Here is a 14,376-nt window from a genome sequence, read left to right as displayed (position 1 = left end):
CCCATGCCATGAACCCGCACGACGACCACCTCCTCAACATCAACCGCCGCCAGATCCTCAAGGGCATGACGGCCGGCGGGCTCGCCTTCCTCGGCAGCACCGCCCTTTCCCAACTGTTCGCCGCGGACGAGCGCGGGGCGACCGCGGCGGCACCTCTGTTTCCGAACTTCGCGCCGAAGGCCAAACGCGTCATCTATCTCTATCAGGAAGGCGCGCCGTCGCAGCTCGACACCTTCGACCACAAGCCGGGACTGAAGGATTTCTTCGACAAGGAACTGCCCGATTCCATACGTGGCGGCCAGCGCCTCACCGGCATGACCTCCGGGCAATCCCGCCTGCCCATCGCGCCCTCGATCTTCAAGTTCGAGAAGTATCCGAACCACCAGGACGGGCTATGGGTGTCCGAGCTCCTCCGGCACACCGGCCGGATGGCGGGCGAGATGTGCGTGGTGAAGTCGATGACCACCGAGCAAATCAACCACGGCCCGGGCGTCACCTTCATGCAGACCGGGCACCAGATTCCCGGCCGCCCGTCGATCGGCGCGTGGCTTTCCTACGGCCTCGGCAGCGCGAACCAGAACCTGCCCGCCTTCGTGGTGATGATCAGCCAGGGAAAGGGCCAGATGCAGGCGCTGTTCTCCCACCTGTGGGGCGCCGGCTTCCTGCCCGGCGAGCACCAGGGCGTGCAGTTCCGAGCCTCGGCGGATCCGGTGCTTTATCTGAACGATCCCAAGGGGATGCAGCGTTCGGACCGCAGGAAGATGCTCGACATGCTCTCCGAGATGAACCGCCGCGAAGCGGAGAGGAACGGCGACAGCCAGGTGCTGGCCCGCATCGCCCAATACGAAATGGCCTACCGCATGCAGGCCAGCGTGCCGGAGCTGAGCGATCTCCGCGGCGAACGCGAATCCACCCTCGCCCTCTACGGCCCGGACGTCAGGAAGCCCGGCACCTACGCCTACAATTGCCTCATGGCCCGCCGGATGGCCGAACGCGGCGTGCGCTTCATCCAGCTCTACCACCGCGGCTGGGACCACCACGGCAGCGTGGTGCGGGACCTCCCGCTGCAATGCCAGGATGTCGACCAGGCCCAGGCGGGATTGCTCCAGGATTTGAAGCAGCGGGGATTGCTCGAGGACACGCTCGTGGTGTGGGGCGGCGAGTTCGGTCGCACCGTCTATTGCCAGGGAAAGCTCACCCCCACCCAATACGGACGCGATCATCACCCGCGCTGTTTCACCATGTGGCTGGCGGGCGGCGGTATCAAGCCGGGCATCACCTACGGGGAGACCGACGACTTCTCCTACAACGTGCAAGCCAACCCCGTGACCGCCCACGACCTCCATGCGACGATGCTCCATTGCCTGGGGATCGACCACACACGGCTCACCAGCCGGTTCCAGGGGCTGGACATGAAGCTCACCGGCGTCGAGCCCTGCAAGGTGGTGCGCGACATCCTCGCCTGAGGCGCGCGGGCTCCGCCGGAGTGGACGACGGATACCGATGGGCGGGCGCCCCGCTTTGACACAACTTTGACACAACAATTCTTTTCCTCTCCACGCGACCTGTCAGCGTGAGAGCGATGAATAAGTTGAGCTCGGGTGGTCGGATCGGAATTCTGTGCACCGCATTGGCGCTCGCGTTCTGGGCCGGACGCGCCAGCACGCCGGACCTCCACTCCGGCAAAACGGAGCCGGAGAAGCGCGCCACCCGTTCCGCCTCCCGCTCGACCACCAGCACACGTCTCCAGAAAATCGTGCTGCCGGGAGCGGGCGGCGAGGCCATCACCACCGCGCTCCAGCTCCGCGATTTCTTCAAGCACAGCGGCGGCAACTATGAGAACGGCAAGGCGATGGCGGAAGCCGCCTTGTCGAAGATGAACGCCAACGAACTCTCGCAACTCGTCGCGGATCTCGCCGATGCCCAGGCCTCCACACCTGGCTACGGCTACAGTCTTGAAATCGGCACCGCGTGCTCGCGATGGGCCGCCATCGATCCAGAGGCAGCCCTGCGTTTCGTGCTGTCTGCGAAACAAAGCTCCTTCCGCAGCGCCGCCATCGGCGGCGTGCTCGCCAGCATCGCGCAGACGGATCCGGCCCTCGCCCGGCAAAAGCTGGAGGCGATCCAGGATTCGAGCCTCAAGTCCGCCGCGCGTTCCCAACTGATGTCCGCGCTCGCGGTTTCCCAACCGGATGCCTGGATCGCGATGATGGCGGAAGACCCCACCGCGGGCCAAAGATGGTCCGTCGCCGGATATGTCGGTGAATGGGCGGTCGATGATCCGGCGGCGGCCGCTGCACGGCTGGCGAAGCTCCCCGCGGGCCAGCAGTTCGGCGCCCTTTCCACGCTGGGAAAGGTCTGGGGAGCGAAAGACCGGGCCGCCGCCACCGCGTGGGCGAATTCACTGCCCGAGGGCGCGCAGCGCACCAAGGCCCTCGTCGCGGTCGCCGCCGGTATCGCCGCCTCCGATCCGGATGCCGCGCTCGCGTCCCTTTCCTCTTTGTCCTCGACCGCGCGGCGCTCCGGGGTCAACTCGATCTTCGGCACCCTGGCCGACCGGGATTTCGATTCGGCGCTCGCCCGGGCCACCGCCCTCTCCGACCCCACCGACCAGCGCGCCGCCTTCCAGGTGCTGATGGGGGCCGATAACAACGATCCCTACTCCAGCGAGTCCTCCAGCCGGACCGCAACCGAACTCCATTCCATCATCGGCAAGCTGCCCGAAGGTACCCTGCGGGACCAGGCGATCACCCAACTCGGCAGCCGCCTCGGTTACGCATCCCGCGAGGAAGCCGAACGCATCCTCCAATCGTTCCCGGAGGGGGAGCGGCAGCGGATGCAGACCCAAATGCTTTCGAATCTGAGCTACAACGATCCCGCCCGGGCCCTGGAGATCTATCAATCCCTCCCCACAAGCAAGCAGGGCTCCTCGGGCTCCTATACCTTCGAGAATATCCTCGAACATCTCGCGCCCATCGATCCCGAGGCCGCGATGAAAGCCGCCAAGGGCCTGACCAACCCCGCCGAGCAGGGCAAGGCCATCGGCCGGGTGCTGGGCCAGATGGCCAAGAACGATCCCGAGGCCGCACGCAGCGAGCTCTCCAAGCTGCCGGCCGGCCCCGTTCGCGACGCCGGCCTCACCTCACTCGCACAGGGCTGGGGAGCCTCCGATCCGACCGCCGCACTCGCATGGGTGCAGTCGCTGCCGGCGGAGGAGCGTTCAAAAACGATGCTCAGCGTACTTCCCGCCATGGCCCGTTCGGATAGCCCGGCCGCCGCGGAGGCTCTCATGCCCCTGCTCTCCAACCCGGCGCAGAAGGATACCGATGGTCGCCTGTCCAGCACTGCCAGCCAAATCGCGTCCCAATGGTTCGAACAGGACCCGGACGCCGCCGCGCAGTGGGCGACGGCACTGCCGGAAGGCTCGACCCGCGACAACACCGTTCAATCCCTGGTCTACTCCTGGTGCAACAGCGATCCCGACGGTGCCTCGAAATGGATCAACAGCATGCCCGATGGCAAAACGCGGGACAACGCCGTGGGGGCCATGGTGGGCACGAAACTCCAGCGCGATCCCGCCACCGCCTACCAATGGGCCGAAAGCATCGCCGATGACCGGCAACGAGAAGCCTCGATCAGCAATGTGATCCAGAATTGGAACAGCACCGATCCGTCCGCCGCCCGCGCCGCCGCCGAAAAGGCCGACATCTCGAACGAACAGCGCGCCTCGTTGTTACAGATTCTGGACAGGGAGAAGAGTTCCCCAGCCCCGTCCTCCGATCCATTCGCGGATCAATAGACGGCTCACGGCTGGAAAGCGCTCGTCACCGGGCGACCCCAGAAGCCTTCCGGCACCGGCACACCCAGCAGCCACAGTGCGGTGGCCGCGGTGTCGTACTGCACCACCGGCGCGGTGATCGTGAACTTCGGTTTCACGCCCTTGCCCCACGCGATCCATGGAATGGTCACATCGTCCGGAGTGGCGTCGCCATGCGTGCCGCGGGTAATGCCGTTCTTGTCCTTGATGTCATGGCAGCCGTGGTCCGCGGTGAGGATGATCACGCTGCTGTCCTCCAGGCCCGCCGCCTTGATCGCATCGCGCACGGTCTTCAAGGCCACGTCGGTGTCGGCGAAGGCCTTCATTTTCTCCGGGGAATGGATGCCGAATTCATGCCCCTTCACATCGGGATCACCGAAGTGGATGAAGCACAGGTCCGGCTTCAGGACGCCCACGTTCTCCGCGAAGGCCTGCGACACGCCCGCCGCCGTGACGTCCTGCGGGCACACGAACTTGTCCACGCTGCCGGGCAGCTCGAGGTGATGGAACTTCTCCTTCGCCACGAACATCGCGGTCTTCATCCCCTTCTCCTTCGCTAGGCTGAAAATGGTCGGCACTTTCACCACCCCCTTCGCGGGCTGGTAGTCATTCCACAGGATCTGGTGCTTCTGGATGCCCACGCCCGTCAACATGGAGGTGTGGGACGGCAGGGTCAGGCTCGGCACGATGGTGTAGGCCTCCCAGGTGTGGGCGCCCTGGCCCGCCATCTCCTTGAACAACGGCATCTCCGCGCGCTCGATCCCGTCCGGCGAGGCCTGGTCGAAGCTGATGATGAAAACGTGCTCCGCGCGGCGCTGCGCGTCCTGGGCATTCGCCAGCGGGGTGAAAAGAGGCAGGGCCGTGAGGGCCACACAGGCGGACAGGAAGGCGCGGAGTTTCATAAAGTCGATAACGGAAAGCCCTAAACAAGCACCCGATACGAATCCCGCCAAGCGATTCATACGCCCCGCGCCGGAAACCGGTCAGCGGGAGATGTTTCCGCGCCGTGCGGCAATGGCGCGGGCCTCCTCCGGCACGTAATCGATCCAGGTCTCATCGCCCGTCTCGATCATCTGCTGGATATCCCGGCCGGTGTATTGGAGCAGCTTCTCATCCTTGCAGGGCACGCTGCGGATCATGCCGTTCTCCAGGAAGTGACGGTAGAGATGCTTCTCGCCCTCCGGCGCGATGAACGTCTCCGCGGTGACCAGCTCGCCATTCCGCAGGTTGCTCCATGGGAAGACATACAGCGAAAGGCCGGACTTGAAGAGGCGGCCGAACGATTCGAGCAGACCACCCGCGAGGTTCTCCGACCACTTCGCCTTGAACAGCTCGTTGAGCAGGCCGATGCTCAGCACGATGCCGAGCGGCTTGTTGGTGCAGCGGTTCAGGAACGCCGCAAGACGGTGAAACTCCGCGAACTTCGACACCAGCACCGTCTTGCCGAGCGCCTGGAGCGCGTCCGCGCGGTCGATGAAATCCACCGGATCGAGGGCGGCACCGCGCAGCAGGTTGGACATCGAGATCTCGCAGATCTCCAGCTCGTTGCCGCGGTCCGCGGGATCGACGACCTTGTGAAAGACGCCGCGCGCTTGCTCGATCATCTCCAGGTGCAGATTCATCACCGGATCGAAGCTGCCGCGCAGCAGCAGCACCGGGCGCTTGTAGAGGGTCTCCGCGGGCTGCACCACCTCGCCATCCGGCAGGAACAGGGTCGCCTCCGTCAGGCCGCTTTCCACGAGCTGGAGCGCGCACAGGCGGTTGTCGAAGTAGCCGTAGCCGTGACCGCTGAAAGAAAGCATGTCCACCTCCACTCGCCCCGGCGCGAGATCGTCCACCAGCGACTCGACGAAATGCCGGAGGTGACCGCGCTCGCGGAAGGTGGCGTGGATCAGGTTCACGCCCACGATACCCAGCGCCTCGCGCTGCTCGGTGGCCGCGGCATCCAGCAGGCGGATGTGCAGGATGATGTCGGACGGCGGATCGCCGGGCTTGCGCTGGAAGCGGATGCCCATCCAGCCGTGGCACTCGGCGGTATCCTGCCAGCCGCGGGCGCGCACCGTGTTGCAAAATGAGAAGAACGTCGTTTCCTCCCCGCGCTTCGGACCGAGGCGCTCGGTGAGGATGGCGTATTCATGTTCGAGCATCGCCGTCAGACGCTGGCGCGACACGTAGCGGTCCGTGCGCCCGTAGATCGCGTCGCTCATCGTCATGTCATACGCTGAGATCGACTTCGCCACCATGCCCGCGGCACCGGACGCGCTGAAGAAGCGGTTGGCGGTTTCCTGGCCCGCGCCGATCTCGGCGAAGGTGCCATAGATCGTGGGATCGAGGTTCAGCGCGAGGACCTTGTCGTAGGTGGAGACGGAGTTGGATTCGTTCATGGTTTGCCCTTGGTGTCCGGGTCCACCCAGCCGGTGGAGACGACCTTCCGGACCAGGACCTGGTCCGCCGCCGCTCCGGGCGGGAAACTCAGATCGAGGATCAATTGGAGGCCGCGCGGCTTGTCGGTGAAGTCGAGGGCGTGGTCCAGTTCGGAACCACGCTCGAGGTAGCCGTAGAGGTGATATTGTTCGTCGGGAGACTCCAGGCGGATCACCCGCCACTTCTTCTCGTCGGTGAAACCAAAGTTATAGTAGTTGCTCTCCGTGGCCATCACCCGGAAGCGGGCCGACTCCACCGGCTTGCGGGCCGTGAAATCGCCCCATGGCATCTCGGACCATCCCGTCCAGGCTTCCCAATCGATCTTCCAGCTCCCGGCCACCCTCACGAAATACATGGGCCTCGGTTTGAAGTCCGAGGTCACCGCGAGGATCACCGCCTGGCTGTCTGTCAGGTTGACATTGCCGTCCTCCGCGAACGACGACAGTCCCTGCGGCACAACCCTTCCGGAGGGCCACCGCTGTTTCAGGCGAGGCTCGCTCACCGAACGGTGATCAATGAGCGGAAGGATGTCCTCCACCCGCACGGCAGTCAGAAATGACTTCGCCATCGGCTCGACGACCTCCAGCACGCTCTTCGGGTCATCCCGCCGGGGAAGGTCCTGGGGGGGCACGGGCGTTTTTTTCACCTCCGGTGGGGTGGCCTCCGTGCCAGGCACCACCGATGGTAGATAAGCGACAGGAGCTGCCTGGGGTTTCGTCCGCAGGAACAACAAGGATCCCGCGCTCACAACCAGCAGGAGAGCAACGATGCCGCCGACCAGCAGTCTGTCGGAGCCAGCCGAACGACGGCCCTGTTCCTTTTCCCAAGAGGGCCGGGATGAATCATGCCCTCCACGATGACGGCGTCGCCCGTGGTGGCGAGGAGCACCTTCCACGGGAACAGCATCTCCCTCCGGCGAGGGCTGAATCACCGGCGTTTCCGCCACCAGCGGAGGCAGCACCTCACCCGCCACCGGAAGCTTCAACATCCTCCGGCAGGATGGACACACCAAGCCAATACCATCGTGGCCGCGAGGCACCCGGAACACAAACCGGCAGTCCGGACATACATATCCGCTCCACCGCCGCGTGCTGCTTTCCGGAATCTCCGCCACGCGCGAACGATGGCCGCCGCGTCCCGCCCACGCAAGCCCCGGCACCGCCAAATACACGGTGTCACAAGGTCATTTGCGTTCAATCTCCCTGGATCGGCAGCTTGCCGGGGCGCTGGAGTTTGATCTTCTCCTCGTTGTCCTTGAGATCCAGGCTGTCGAGCACGTTGGTGCGGCGGCGGAAGAACGCCCCGTCCCCACTCACCGGCGTGGTGTCCGGCTGCTCGGAGTGGTAGGGATCATCCCCCAGCAGCGAGGGAGCCTTCGGCCGGATCGGGATCACGTCCATGGCCTGCACGCTGTTCAGCGCCAGTCCGCCGCCGGAGGTGGCTCCATCGGCGCCGGAATGCACGTGGCAGAACGGCAGGTTCTCGGTACCCTTTCGGAAATACTCGTAGAAGGTGGCGCTGCGGGAGCGCACCTGCTTCGTGGCCGGATCCTCCGCCATTTCATAGCAGAAGTCGGTGGCGCGCTGGCCGGAGACACGGCACACCGGCACCTCCACCACATTGGACGGAGCCTTGAGTTCTTCCCCGCCGAAGGAGGGAGCGGCCGCGTTCATCACCGCCTGCCACACCGGCATCGCGAGATCGCGGCTGAAGGCACCGTCATAGATCGGCCGACCGTTGTTCTGAAGGAAGCCCGTCCACACCCCGCAGGAGATCCGGCTGTTGTAGCCGAGGAACCAGGTGTCCTGGAAATCCGCGGTCGTGCCGCCCTTGCCGCCACCGAGGAACGGACGCTCGATCAGGCCGTCGAGCGCGCCCTTCGAACTGCCGCGGGCGAGCGATCCGGCGAGCATCGAGTGCACCTGGAAGGCCGTGGCCGAGTCAATCGCCGGGGCGCTTTCCTTCGTCCCGGAGGAGCGGCGGTAAACGGTCTCTCCCTTCAGCGATTCCACGCTCTCCACGTAGTGCACGGACGCCGGCCCCGGCACGCCACCACGGCCAAAGGTGGCGATCGCGCGGAGCGCTTCCTTCATCGAAAAGCTGTCCCATCCCACGCACAGGCGCGGCAGGGCCTCCACACCCTTGGCGGGCAAGCCCATGGCCGCGGCGGTGTCGATCACCCGCTGGAGGCCGGCCTGCTGGCCGAACCGCACCGTCGCCGCGATCTTCGACTGCTCCAACGCGCGGCGGGCCGGGATCATACCCTCGTAGGTGGGGGAGGCAATCTCCATGCCCCACTCGCCGAGGATGCCCTCGCGACCGCCCACCATCACCGAGCGATTGTCCATCGCCTCGTCCGCCACGGTGGTCGCCGGAGTCAGTCCGCCCGACAATCCGGCGGCGTAGATGAACGGGAAGAATGCCGTACCCAGCGGCCGGCGGCCCATTTCGATGAAGTCGAACGGCACCTGCGCGTAATCGCGCCCCCCCACGTGGGCGAGCACCCCGCCGGTGCGGTGATCAATCATCAACACCGCCCCCTGGAGATACTCCGCGGGCTTTCCGGAGGATTTACGGTAGTCCACGTACTTTGGATTCGCATACCCCGGCCGCGCCTCGGCCGCAGCCAGCGTCTTGCCCAGCGCTTCCTGGGCCGCGTTCTGGGCTTCCGAGAGAATGGTGGTGTGGATACGGTAGCCGCCCGCCGCCAGGGCATCGTCCCCCAGCTCCTCGCGGATCTCGTCCGCCACCCGCTCGTAGAGGTGGGAGGTGCCGCGCTGCAGAGGCTTCGGATTAAGCTTCACCGGCTGGAGTTTCAGGCGCGCCAGCTCGTTGGCGTCGATGAAGCCTTCCACCTTCATCCGCTCCAGGACGTTGTTCCGGGAACGGGTGTTCTCCGCCAGGTTGTTCAGCGGGGACAGGCCGGTGGGGTTCTTGATCAGGCCCACGATCGAGGCGCATTCCTCCGTGGTGAGATCCTCGGGCTCCTTGCCGAAATACCCGAGCGAGGCCGAGCGGATGCCGTGGAAGCCGCTGCCGAAGTAGATGCGGTTGAGGTAAAACTCGAGCACCTCTTCCTTCTTGTAGACCTTGTTGATGCGCCGGGCGAGGAAGACCTCGATCAGCTTGCGCTCGTATTTCGTCTGCTTGTTCCGGAGCGCCTCGTCCTTGAGATCATAGGCATTGCGCGCAAGCTGCTGGGTCAGGGTGCTGGCCCCCTGGCTCTCGCGGCCGGTCACTTTATTGAAAAACGCGGCGCGGCAGATGCCGATGTAGTCGACCCCATCGTGGGTCCAATAGCGGGAGTCCTCCCCGGCGATCAGCGTGTTGATCAGCTTCGGCGGGATCTTCGCATACGGGATGACACTGCGGTTCTGGACGAAGATGCGCCCGATCTCCTTGTCATTCCGGTCCAGAATCACGCTCGGCACCTCGATGTAGTTGATCTTCGAAAGATCGTACGTCTCGGCGTGCTCGCGGTAAGGACGGGAATACTCCCAAAACACCGCGGCCCCGCCGACGGCAAGCAAGAGCCCGAACAGCAGCAGACCGAACCAAAACCGCTTCTTCTTGTAGAAACGGCGTTTGCGCCCGGTCTTGCGGATATTCGTGTCTCGTGTTGCCATGCGGGTTCCGGAAAGTGAGAACGGGGCCTGTCGCCAGTGACCGTCCCCAATCCATACCCGGCCCCCGGAAGCTCGGCAACCCCCACTTTGGCGGATGACCTCGCGGCGGAGATTGCCCGCCACGGCCCGATGCCGTTCGACCGCTTCATGGCCGCCGCCCTCTACGACCCCACCCGCGGCTACTACGCCCGCGGAACCCGCCAAGTGGGGCGAAAGGGGGATTTCTTCACCAGCGTGAGCGTCGGCCCGGCCTTCGGCCAGCTCCTTGCCCGGCGTTTCGCCGATTGGTGGACCGGAGCCGGGGAACCCGCCCGCTGGCGGATCCTGGAAATGGGGGCTCATGATGGCACGCTGGCACGGGACATCCTCGAAACCCTCGCCGCCTCCTCCCCGACCGCCTTCGCGGGACTGACCTACGCCATTCTGGAGCAACTGCCGTCGCTCGCCGCTGCACAGACCGAGCGCCTTTCCGATTACGGAGACCGCTTTCAATCCGTCGCCTCTCCCGCGGAGCTCGCCCCCCTGCCCGGCATCATTTTCGGAAACGAACTCCTCGATGCCCTGCCCTGCCACGTCTTGGAATGGCGGGAAGCCTTTTGGTGGGAGGGCCGGATTGATGCATCAAACGGTCATTTCCAATGGAATTTCAACATCCGCTGGGACGGACCATCTCCTCAGCCGTCGGTGCCGCTACCCTCTGGGTATCGTACCGAAACCCGCACCGGCTACCGGGACCTGCTCGCCTCCCTTGCTCCCACCTTGGAACGCGGCCTGATGCTGTGGATCGACTACGGATTCGCCCGCCCGGAATATCTGCTTCCGGAGCGCACCGCCGGCACGCTGCGGACCTTCACCCGGCATCGCGCCGGTGATGATCCGCTGGATTCGCCCGGCGAGCGCGACATCACCGCCCATGTCGACTTCACCGCCGTGGCCGAGGCCGCCCTTTCCCTTGGGATCGTCCCGACCGATTTCCGTGACCAGGGAAGCTGGCTGACCCGGCAGGCGGGCACCTGGCTCCGCCATCTTGAGCAACACCCGGACCCGGCAGCGATCCGCCAATTCCAGACCCTTGTCCACCCCGCCCACCTCGGCGCGCGGTTCCATGTGCTGGAGCTTTCGGTGAACGAGGTGGCCGACGAAGCGGCCCGTGCCCGCGCCGCCGCCAGACTGGCCCTTGGAGAGTAACGCGGGGCTCCCGCCTCAAGGAGTGGCTCCTTTCGAGGAGCCATGTCCCTAAAGTCCCTCTTCGCTTCCTCACACACGGAGCCTTCCAGCGTCCGGTAGCCGCGAGGCGATGCAACTCCTCCCCAGCATGGCGGATCGAAATCCGCCACTCCTCGATTACCACTCTTCCCATCCGGCCCTCACGCCCCATTCAGCAGCTTCCGCAGCAGCGATTCCGCGCCCTTTTCGATCGATTCGGAATCGTCGTTGCCGACCGTCTCCTTCACCCACTGGCGGAAAGACTGCGGCTTGGCGGGGTCCCCGGATTCGGCGCGCTCGCGGATCTCCTGGATGACCCGCTCCCGATCCTTCACCGGCAGGGCCAAGATGCGAGCAGTGAGCGGAAAGTCTCCCCCGCACAGACCGTGATACAGCGCCAGATGCCGGATCACCTCGGAACGCGAAATCCCCAGCCGCGACGCCGTCGCATCCAGGATGCGTTTTTCATCATTCGAAATGTAGAGAGAGACCCGTGAGAACCCTGACATGGCCGATGGATACTTTAGAACCGTGTAGTTTGTGAAGAGAGGAAGTATCCATTCCCCTCCTTCCGGGCAAGCAAAATACTGTTCATTAGAACAAACACCAACGATCACGGCAGATAGAGGAATCCACCTCTCTCACGCTCGGATCGGAGTCCGCACTTCCTCCGCCTCTTTCTTTCCGAGCTCCAGCAGCGCCGCGGACAACGCGGGAATGCGGTAGAAGTAATCGAGCAGGTGCTCCGAGAGCTGGCGGATCAACCCGCAAGCCTCCCCGGTGGGCTCGCCATCCGAATCGAAATGCGGCCCCAGGCTGCCGGCGAACCGCAACGAATGAGCCAGGTTCTTCAAAGGCTGGCGGAACTCGTCGAGCTCCGCTAGGTGCTCGATCTGAGCCGCGAGATGACGCACGGAATCCGATGACTTCGAAGGCATCCGGCAAATCCCTTCCAGCAAGCGCCGGAACGAGGCCGAGCCCGGGGAATAAAGCCCGCTGTTCAGGCAATCCACACCGTCATGATAGGCCCGCTGGACTGGCGCCGGCGCGTTCGGATACTCCTTCGGATCATCCTTCGACGACAGCACCATCGTGCAATGGATCTCCCCCGCCCCGGCATAAGCCGCCTCCTTGTCGTGGGGATCCATCACGAATACCTTCGCGTGATGACCGCAGGCATTGCAGGCCATCACGCCAACGAGACAGGAGTGGTCTCCCGCCTTCGCCCAGGAAGAACAATCGAAGGAGGTGCGCTCCGGGCAATGCGAGCACCGCTGCCGGATCACCTGCGGCACATGATACTCCTCAAACACCGTCCACCTGCGCACCGCCTCCAATGCGATCTTTTGCATGATGCTACATATCAGGAAGCCATGGGTGACGTCGATGGAGAAAAGCCCTCCTCCGCGAGCTTCCCGACATAGTCCCTCACATCTTCCGGCCAGGTCGAGACGTGAGCCGAAAAGGCGTCCCGATCCCCGGCAAACAAGGCCCGGGTCGCCTCCTCATATCCCGGCAGGTTCCCGGCCACTTCATGCATGAAACGGTAGGCCGCCTCCCGTGCGACCCGGAGTTCATCGGCACCGGCGCTGGCCCGGCGAGCCACCTCGACCAGTTTCCGCAGGGCCACCGAGGCTCCGCCCGGCTGCGCCGCCAACCATTCCCAATGACGCGGCAGCAAGGTCACCTCCCGCGCCACCACTCCCAGCTTCGGTCGACCCGGTCCGGTGCGGACAGGTTCAATGGGCCCGAGCCGCTCCAGCACTTCCTCCGCGCTGCCACGTAGATCCAATTCGACCCGCCGCGCGGTGCGGTCGTTGAACACCAGTGGTGCCGCCAGCTCGTCCAGCCCCTTCAACGCAAGGGCCACCGTCCGCAAATCCCCCGAGGCGATGCGCCGGGTCCCTGAAAACGCCGTGAAACTCTCCGCAATCATCTTGCACGGATTTTTACCCGGATAATTTACCGATCGCAAGCATTTTTATCCGGGTAAATTATTCGCCCACTCCTCCACTCTTGCCGGGTCGCGGGCCCGGGGCGAGAAACGCGCATGGAGGACGTTCAGGAACCGGTGAAGAAGAGCCGTTGGGTGGTGGTGTTGCTGTGGCTGGTTCCGGCGTGGCTGTTGATTTCGGCCGGAGCCGGCATCTGGATGTATTTCCAAGCGAAGAAGGATCAGGAGCGGAAGCAGAGCGTGAAATTCGCCAAGGCCGTGTCCGCGAAGTCCATCGCCGACGACCTCAACAAGCTCGCCAAGGTCATCGGCCCCCGGAACCCCGCCGTGAACGAGGGCATCGGCCTCACCCGCGCGGTCTCGTGGATCGAGGGCAACATCGGCCCCTCGAACACCGGCTACACCGTGAAACAAATTCCCGGCCCCTCCCAGTGGCCGATCCTCCACGCGGACCTGCGCGGCACCGACGAGAACGCCCCCGCGCTGTGGGTGGTGTGCGCCTACGATACCCCGGCCGACGCCTCCCCCGGCGAGATCCGCGATGCCACCGCCGTGGTCGCCCAGATTGCCGCCACGCAGGCCATCGCAGGCCAGTCCTTTCCCGCCACCGTCCACTTCGTCTTCCTGCCCCACGGCAATGAAACCCGGTCCGGGAGTGCTCCCTTTGATCGACCAAAAGGCGACGAAGCTTCCCGAAAGGCCGCTTCCGACCGCGAAAAAGCCTGCCTCGACAAACTCACGACCTTGGTCCGCGAGGCCGGGCCGACCTCTTCCATCCTCGTCCTCCGGAATTTCTCCGCCGGCCAGTTCGTGAGCATTTCGACGCCAGATACGACGAATCACGTACTTTCCATCGTGCCCTCGTCCTTCGGCACCTTGTCGTCCGATCACGACGACGAAATGCCCGTCAATGCCCTGTACCAGGCGGGTCTGCCAGCCGTCCGTGTGTCTTCAAGCGCCGCGGAGGAAGCCGATGAAGATCCGCTCACCCCGATCTGCGGCCAGCTCGTGGAGCTGATCCGCCGCCTCGCGTCGAAAAAGTAACATTTCCATAAAAACGTCTTGCGTAGCCGGGTCGGGGAGCCTTACAACGCGCCCGCACCTCACGGGGCATTAGCTCAGTTGGTAGAGCGCCTGCATGGCATGCAGGAGGTCAGCGGTTCGAACCCGCTATGCTCCACCATCCTTTCCTTCCGATCGTTTTGGAAGTCAGGGTGGATCCCGTGAAAGAAGGGCCCCGATATCTTATGGGGCATTAGCTCAGTTGGTAGAGCGCCTGCATGGCATGCAGGAGGTCAGCGGTTCGAACCCGCTATGCTCCACCACCCTTCCCTTCCGTTCATTTCGGA

General features: G+C 64.5%; 11 protein-coding genes and 2 tRNA genes. 6 read left to right on the top strand and 7 right to left on the bottom strand.

Annotated features, from left to right (window positions below):
* Window positions 1-8: 8 nt before the first annotated feature.
* Together llg_RS15320 and llg_RS15315 are read left to right on the top strand one after the other, a co-directional pair.
* Entirely contained in the window at window positions 9-1,466 is a 1,458-nt protein-coding gene (locus tag llg_RS15320; protein WP_338285556.1) for a DUF1501 domain-containing protein, read from the top strand.
* A gap of 116 nt (window positions 1,467-1,582) precedes the next feature.
* On the top strand, window positions 1,583-3,799 hold the full coding sequence (locus llg_RS15315) for a hypothetical protein (RefSeq protein ID WP_338285555.1): 2,217 nt from the start codon (window positions 1,583-1,585) through the stop codon (window positions 3,797-3,799).
* Between the two features lie 5 nt (window positions 3,800-3,804).
* On the opposite strand, the gene llg_RS15310 is transcribed toward llg_RS15315, so the two are convergent.
* The 4 genes from llg_RS15310 to llg_RS15295 all read right to left on the bottom strand — a co-directional run bounded on the left by llg_RS15310 (window position 3,805) and on the right by llg_RS15295 (window position 9,867).
* Complete coding sequence (locus llg_RS15310; protein WP_338285553.1) at window positions 3,805-4,719, bottom strand: alkaline phosphatase family protein; 915 nt, start codon at window positions 4,717-4,719, stop codon at window positions 3,805-3,807.
* Window positions 4,720-4,800: 81 nt separating this feature from the next.
* A complete protein-coding gene (locus llg_RS15305; protein WP_338285552.1) occupies window positions 4,801-6,201 on the bottom strand; it encodes a TonB-dependent receptor in 1,401 nt (466 codons plus the stop codon).
* Window positions 6,198-7,229, bottom strand: coding sequence for a hypothetical protein (locus llg_RS15300; RefSeq protein ID WP_338285551.1), 1,032 nt, complete (start codon window positions 7,227-7,229; stop codon window positions 6,198-6,200). The genes llg_RS15305 and llg_RS15300 overlap by 4 nt, the downstream gene beginning before the upstream one ends.
* A 205-nt stretch (window positions 7,230-7,434) precedes the next feature.
* Window positions 7,435-9,867, bottom strand: coding sequence for a transglycosylase domain-containing protein (locus tag llg_RS15295; RefSeq protein WP_338285550.1), 2,433 nt, complete (start codon window positions 9,865-9,867; stop codon window positions 7,435-7,437).
* Between the two features lie 87 nt (window positions 9,868-9,954).
* Here llg_RS15295 and llg_RS15290 point away from each other — a divergent pair, with 87 nt between their 5' ends.
* Window positions 9,955-11,055 carry an SAM-dependent methyltransferase gene (locus tag llg_RS15290; RefSeq protein ID WP_338285549.1) on the top strand — a complete coding sequence of 367 codons (1,101 nt, stop codon included), beginning with the start codon at window positions 9,955-9,957 and terminating at the stop codon, window positions 11,053-11,055.
* A 179-nt stretch (window positions 11,056-11,234) separates the two neighbouring features.
* Here llg_RS15290 and llg_RS15285 read toward each other — a convergent pair whose 3' ends face one another.
* The 3 genes from llg_RS15285 to llg_RS15275 form a co-directional block, all read right to left on the bottom strand.
* Window positions 11,235-11,582 carry a CopG family transcriptional regulator gene (locus llg_RS15285; protein ID WP_338285548.1) on the bottom strand — a complete coding sequence of 116 codons (348 nt, stop codon included), beginning with the start codon at window positions 11,580-11,582 and terminating at the stop codon, window positions 11,235-11,237.
* Window positions 11,583-11,714: 132 nt separating this feature from the next.
* Entirely contained in the window at window positions 11,715-12,425 is a 711-nt protein-coding gene (locus llg_RS15280) for a DUF4145 domain-containing protein (protein ID WP_338285547.1), read from the bottom strand.
* 11 nt (window positions 12,426-12,436) lie between these two features.
* Window positions 12,437-13,009, bottom strand: a complete 573-nt coding sequence (locus llg_RS15275; protein ID WP_338285546.1) for a DUF2239 family protein — start codon at window positions 13,007-13,009, stop codon at window positions 12,437-12,439.
* A 114-nt stretch (window positions 13,010-13,123) separates the two neighbouring features.
* Here llg_RS15275 and llg_RS15270 point away from each other — a divergent pair, with 114 nt between their 5' ends.
* The 3 genes from llg_RS15270 to llg_RS15260 all read left to right on the top strand — a co-directional run bounded on the left by llg_RS15270 (window position 13,124) and on the right by llg_RS15260 (window position 14,352).
* Window positions 13,124-14,071 (top strand): hypothetical protein, encoded by a 948-nt coding sequence (locus llg_RS15270; RefSeq protein WP_338285544.1) that lies wholly within the window; start codon window positions 13,124-13,126, stop codon window positions 14,069-14,071.
* A 63-nt stretch (window positions 14,072-14,134) separates the two neighbouring features.
* Window positions 14,135-14,210 (top strand) — tRNA-Ala (locus tag llg_RS15265).
* A 66-nt stretch (window positions 14,211-14,276) separates the two neighbouring features.
* Window positions 14,277-14,352 (top strand) — tRNA-Ala (locus tag llg_RS15260).
* The last annotated feature ends 24 nt before the right edge of the window (window positions 14,353-14,376 follow it).

The organism is Luteolibacter sp. LG18, assembly GCF_036322585.1.
Lineage (GTDB): Bacteria > Verrucomicrobiota > Verrucomicrobiia > Verrucomicrobiales > Akkermansiaceae > Luteolibacter.
Note: the sequence above shows the minus strand (reverse complement) of the source record. Positions and strands in the feature narration are given on the sequence as shown.

Bases quoted from the DNA above. Each gene is read 5' to 3' on its own strand.
- llg_RS15320 (WP_338285556.1), top strand. From the start codon at position 9: ATGAACCCGCACGACGACCACCTCCTCAACATCAACCGCCGCCAGATC.
- llg_RS15315 (WP_338285555.1), top strand. From the start codon at position 1,583: ATGAATAAGTTGAGCTCGGGTGGTCGGATCGGAATTCTGTGCACCGCA.
- llg_RS15310 (WP_338285553.1), bottom strand. From the start codon at position 4,719: ATGAAACTCCGCGCCTTCCTGTCCGCCTGTGTGGCCCTCACGGCCCTG.
- llg_RS15305 (WP_338285552.1), bottom strand. From the start codon at position 6,201: ATGAACGAATCCAACTCCGTCTCCACCTACGACAAGGTCCTCGCGCTG.
- llg_RS15300 (WP_338285551.1), bottom strand. From the start codon at position 7,229: ATGTTGAAGCTTCCGGTGGCGGGTGAGGTGCTGCCTCCGCTGGTGGCG.
- llg_RS15295 (WP_338285550.1), bottom strand. From the start codon at position 9,867: ATGGCAACACGAGACACGAATATCCGCAAGACCGGGCGCAAACGCCGT.
- llg_RS15285 (WP_338285548.1), bottom strand. From the start codon at position 11,582: ATGTCAGGGTTCTCACGGGTCTCTCTCTACATTTCGAATGATGAAAAA.
- llg_RS15280 (WP_338285547.1), bottom strand. From the start codon at position 12,425: ATGCAAAAGATCGCATTGGAGGCGGTGCGCAGGTGGACGGTGTTTGAG.
- llg_RS15275 (WP_338285546.1), bottom strand. From the start codon at position 13,009: ATGATTGCGGAGAGTTTCACGGCGTTTTCAGGGACCCGGCGCATCGCC.
- llg_RS15270 (WP_338285544.1), top strand. From the start codon at position 13,124: ATGGAGGACGTTCAGGAACCGGTGAAGAAGAGCCGTTGGGTGGTGGTG.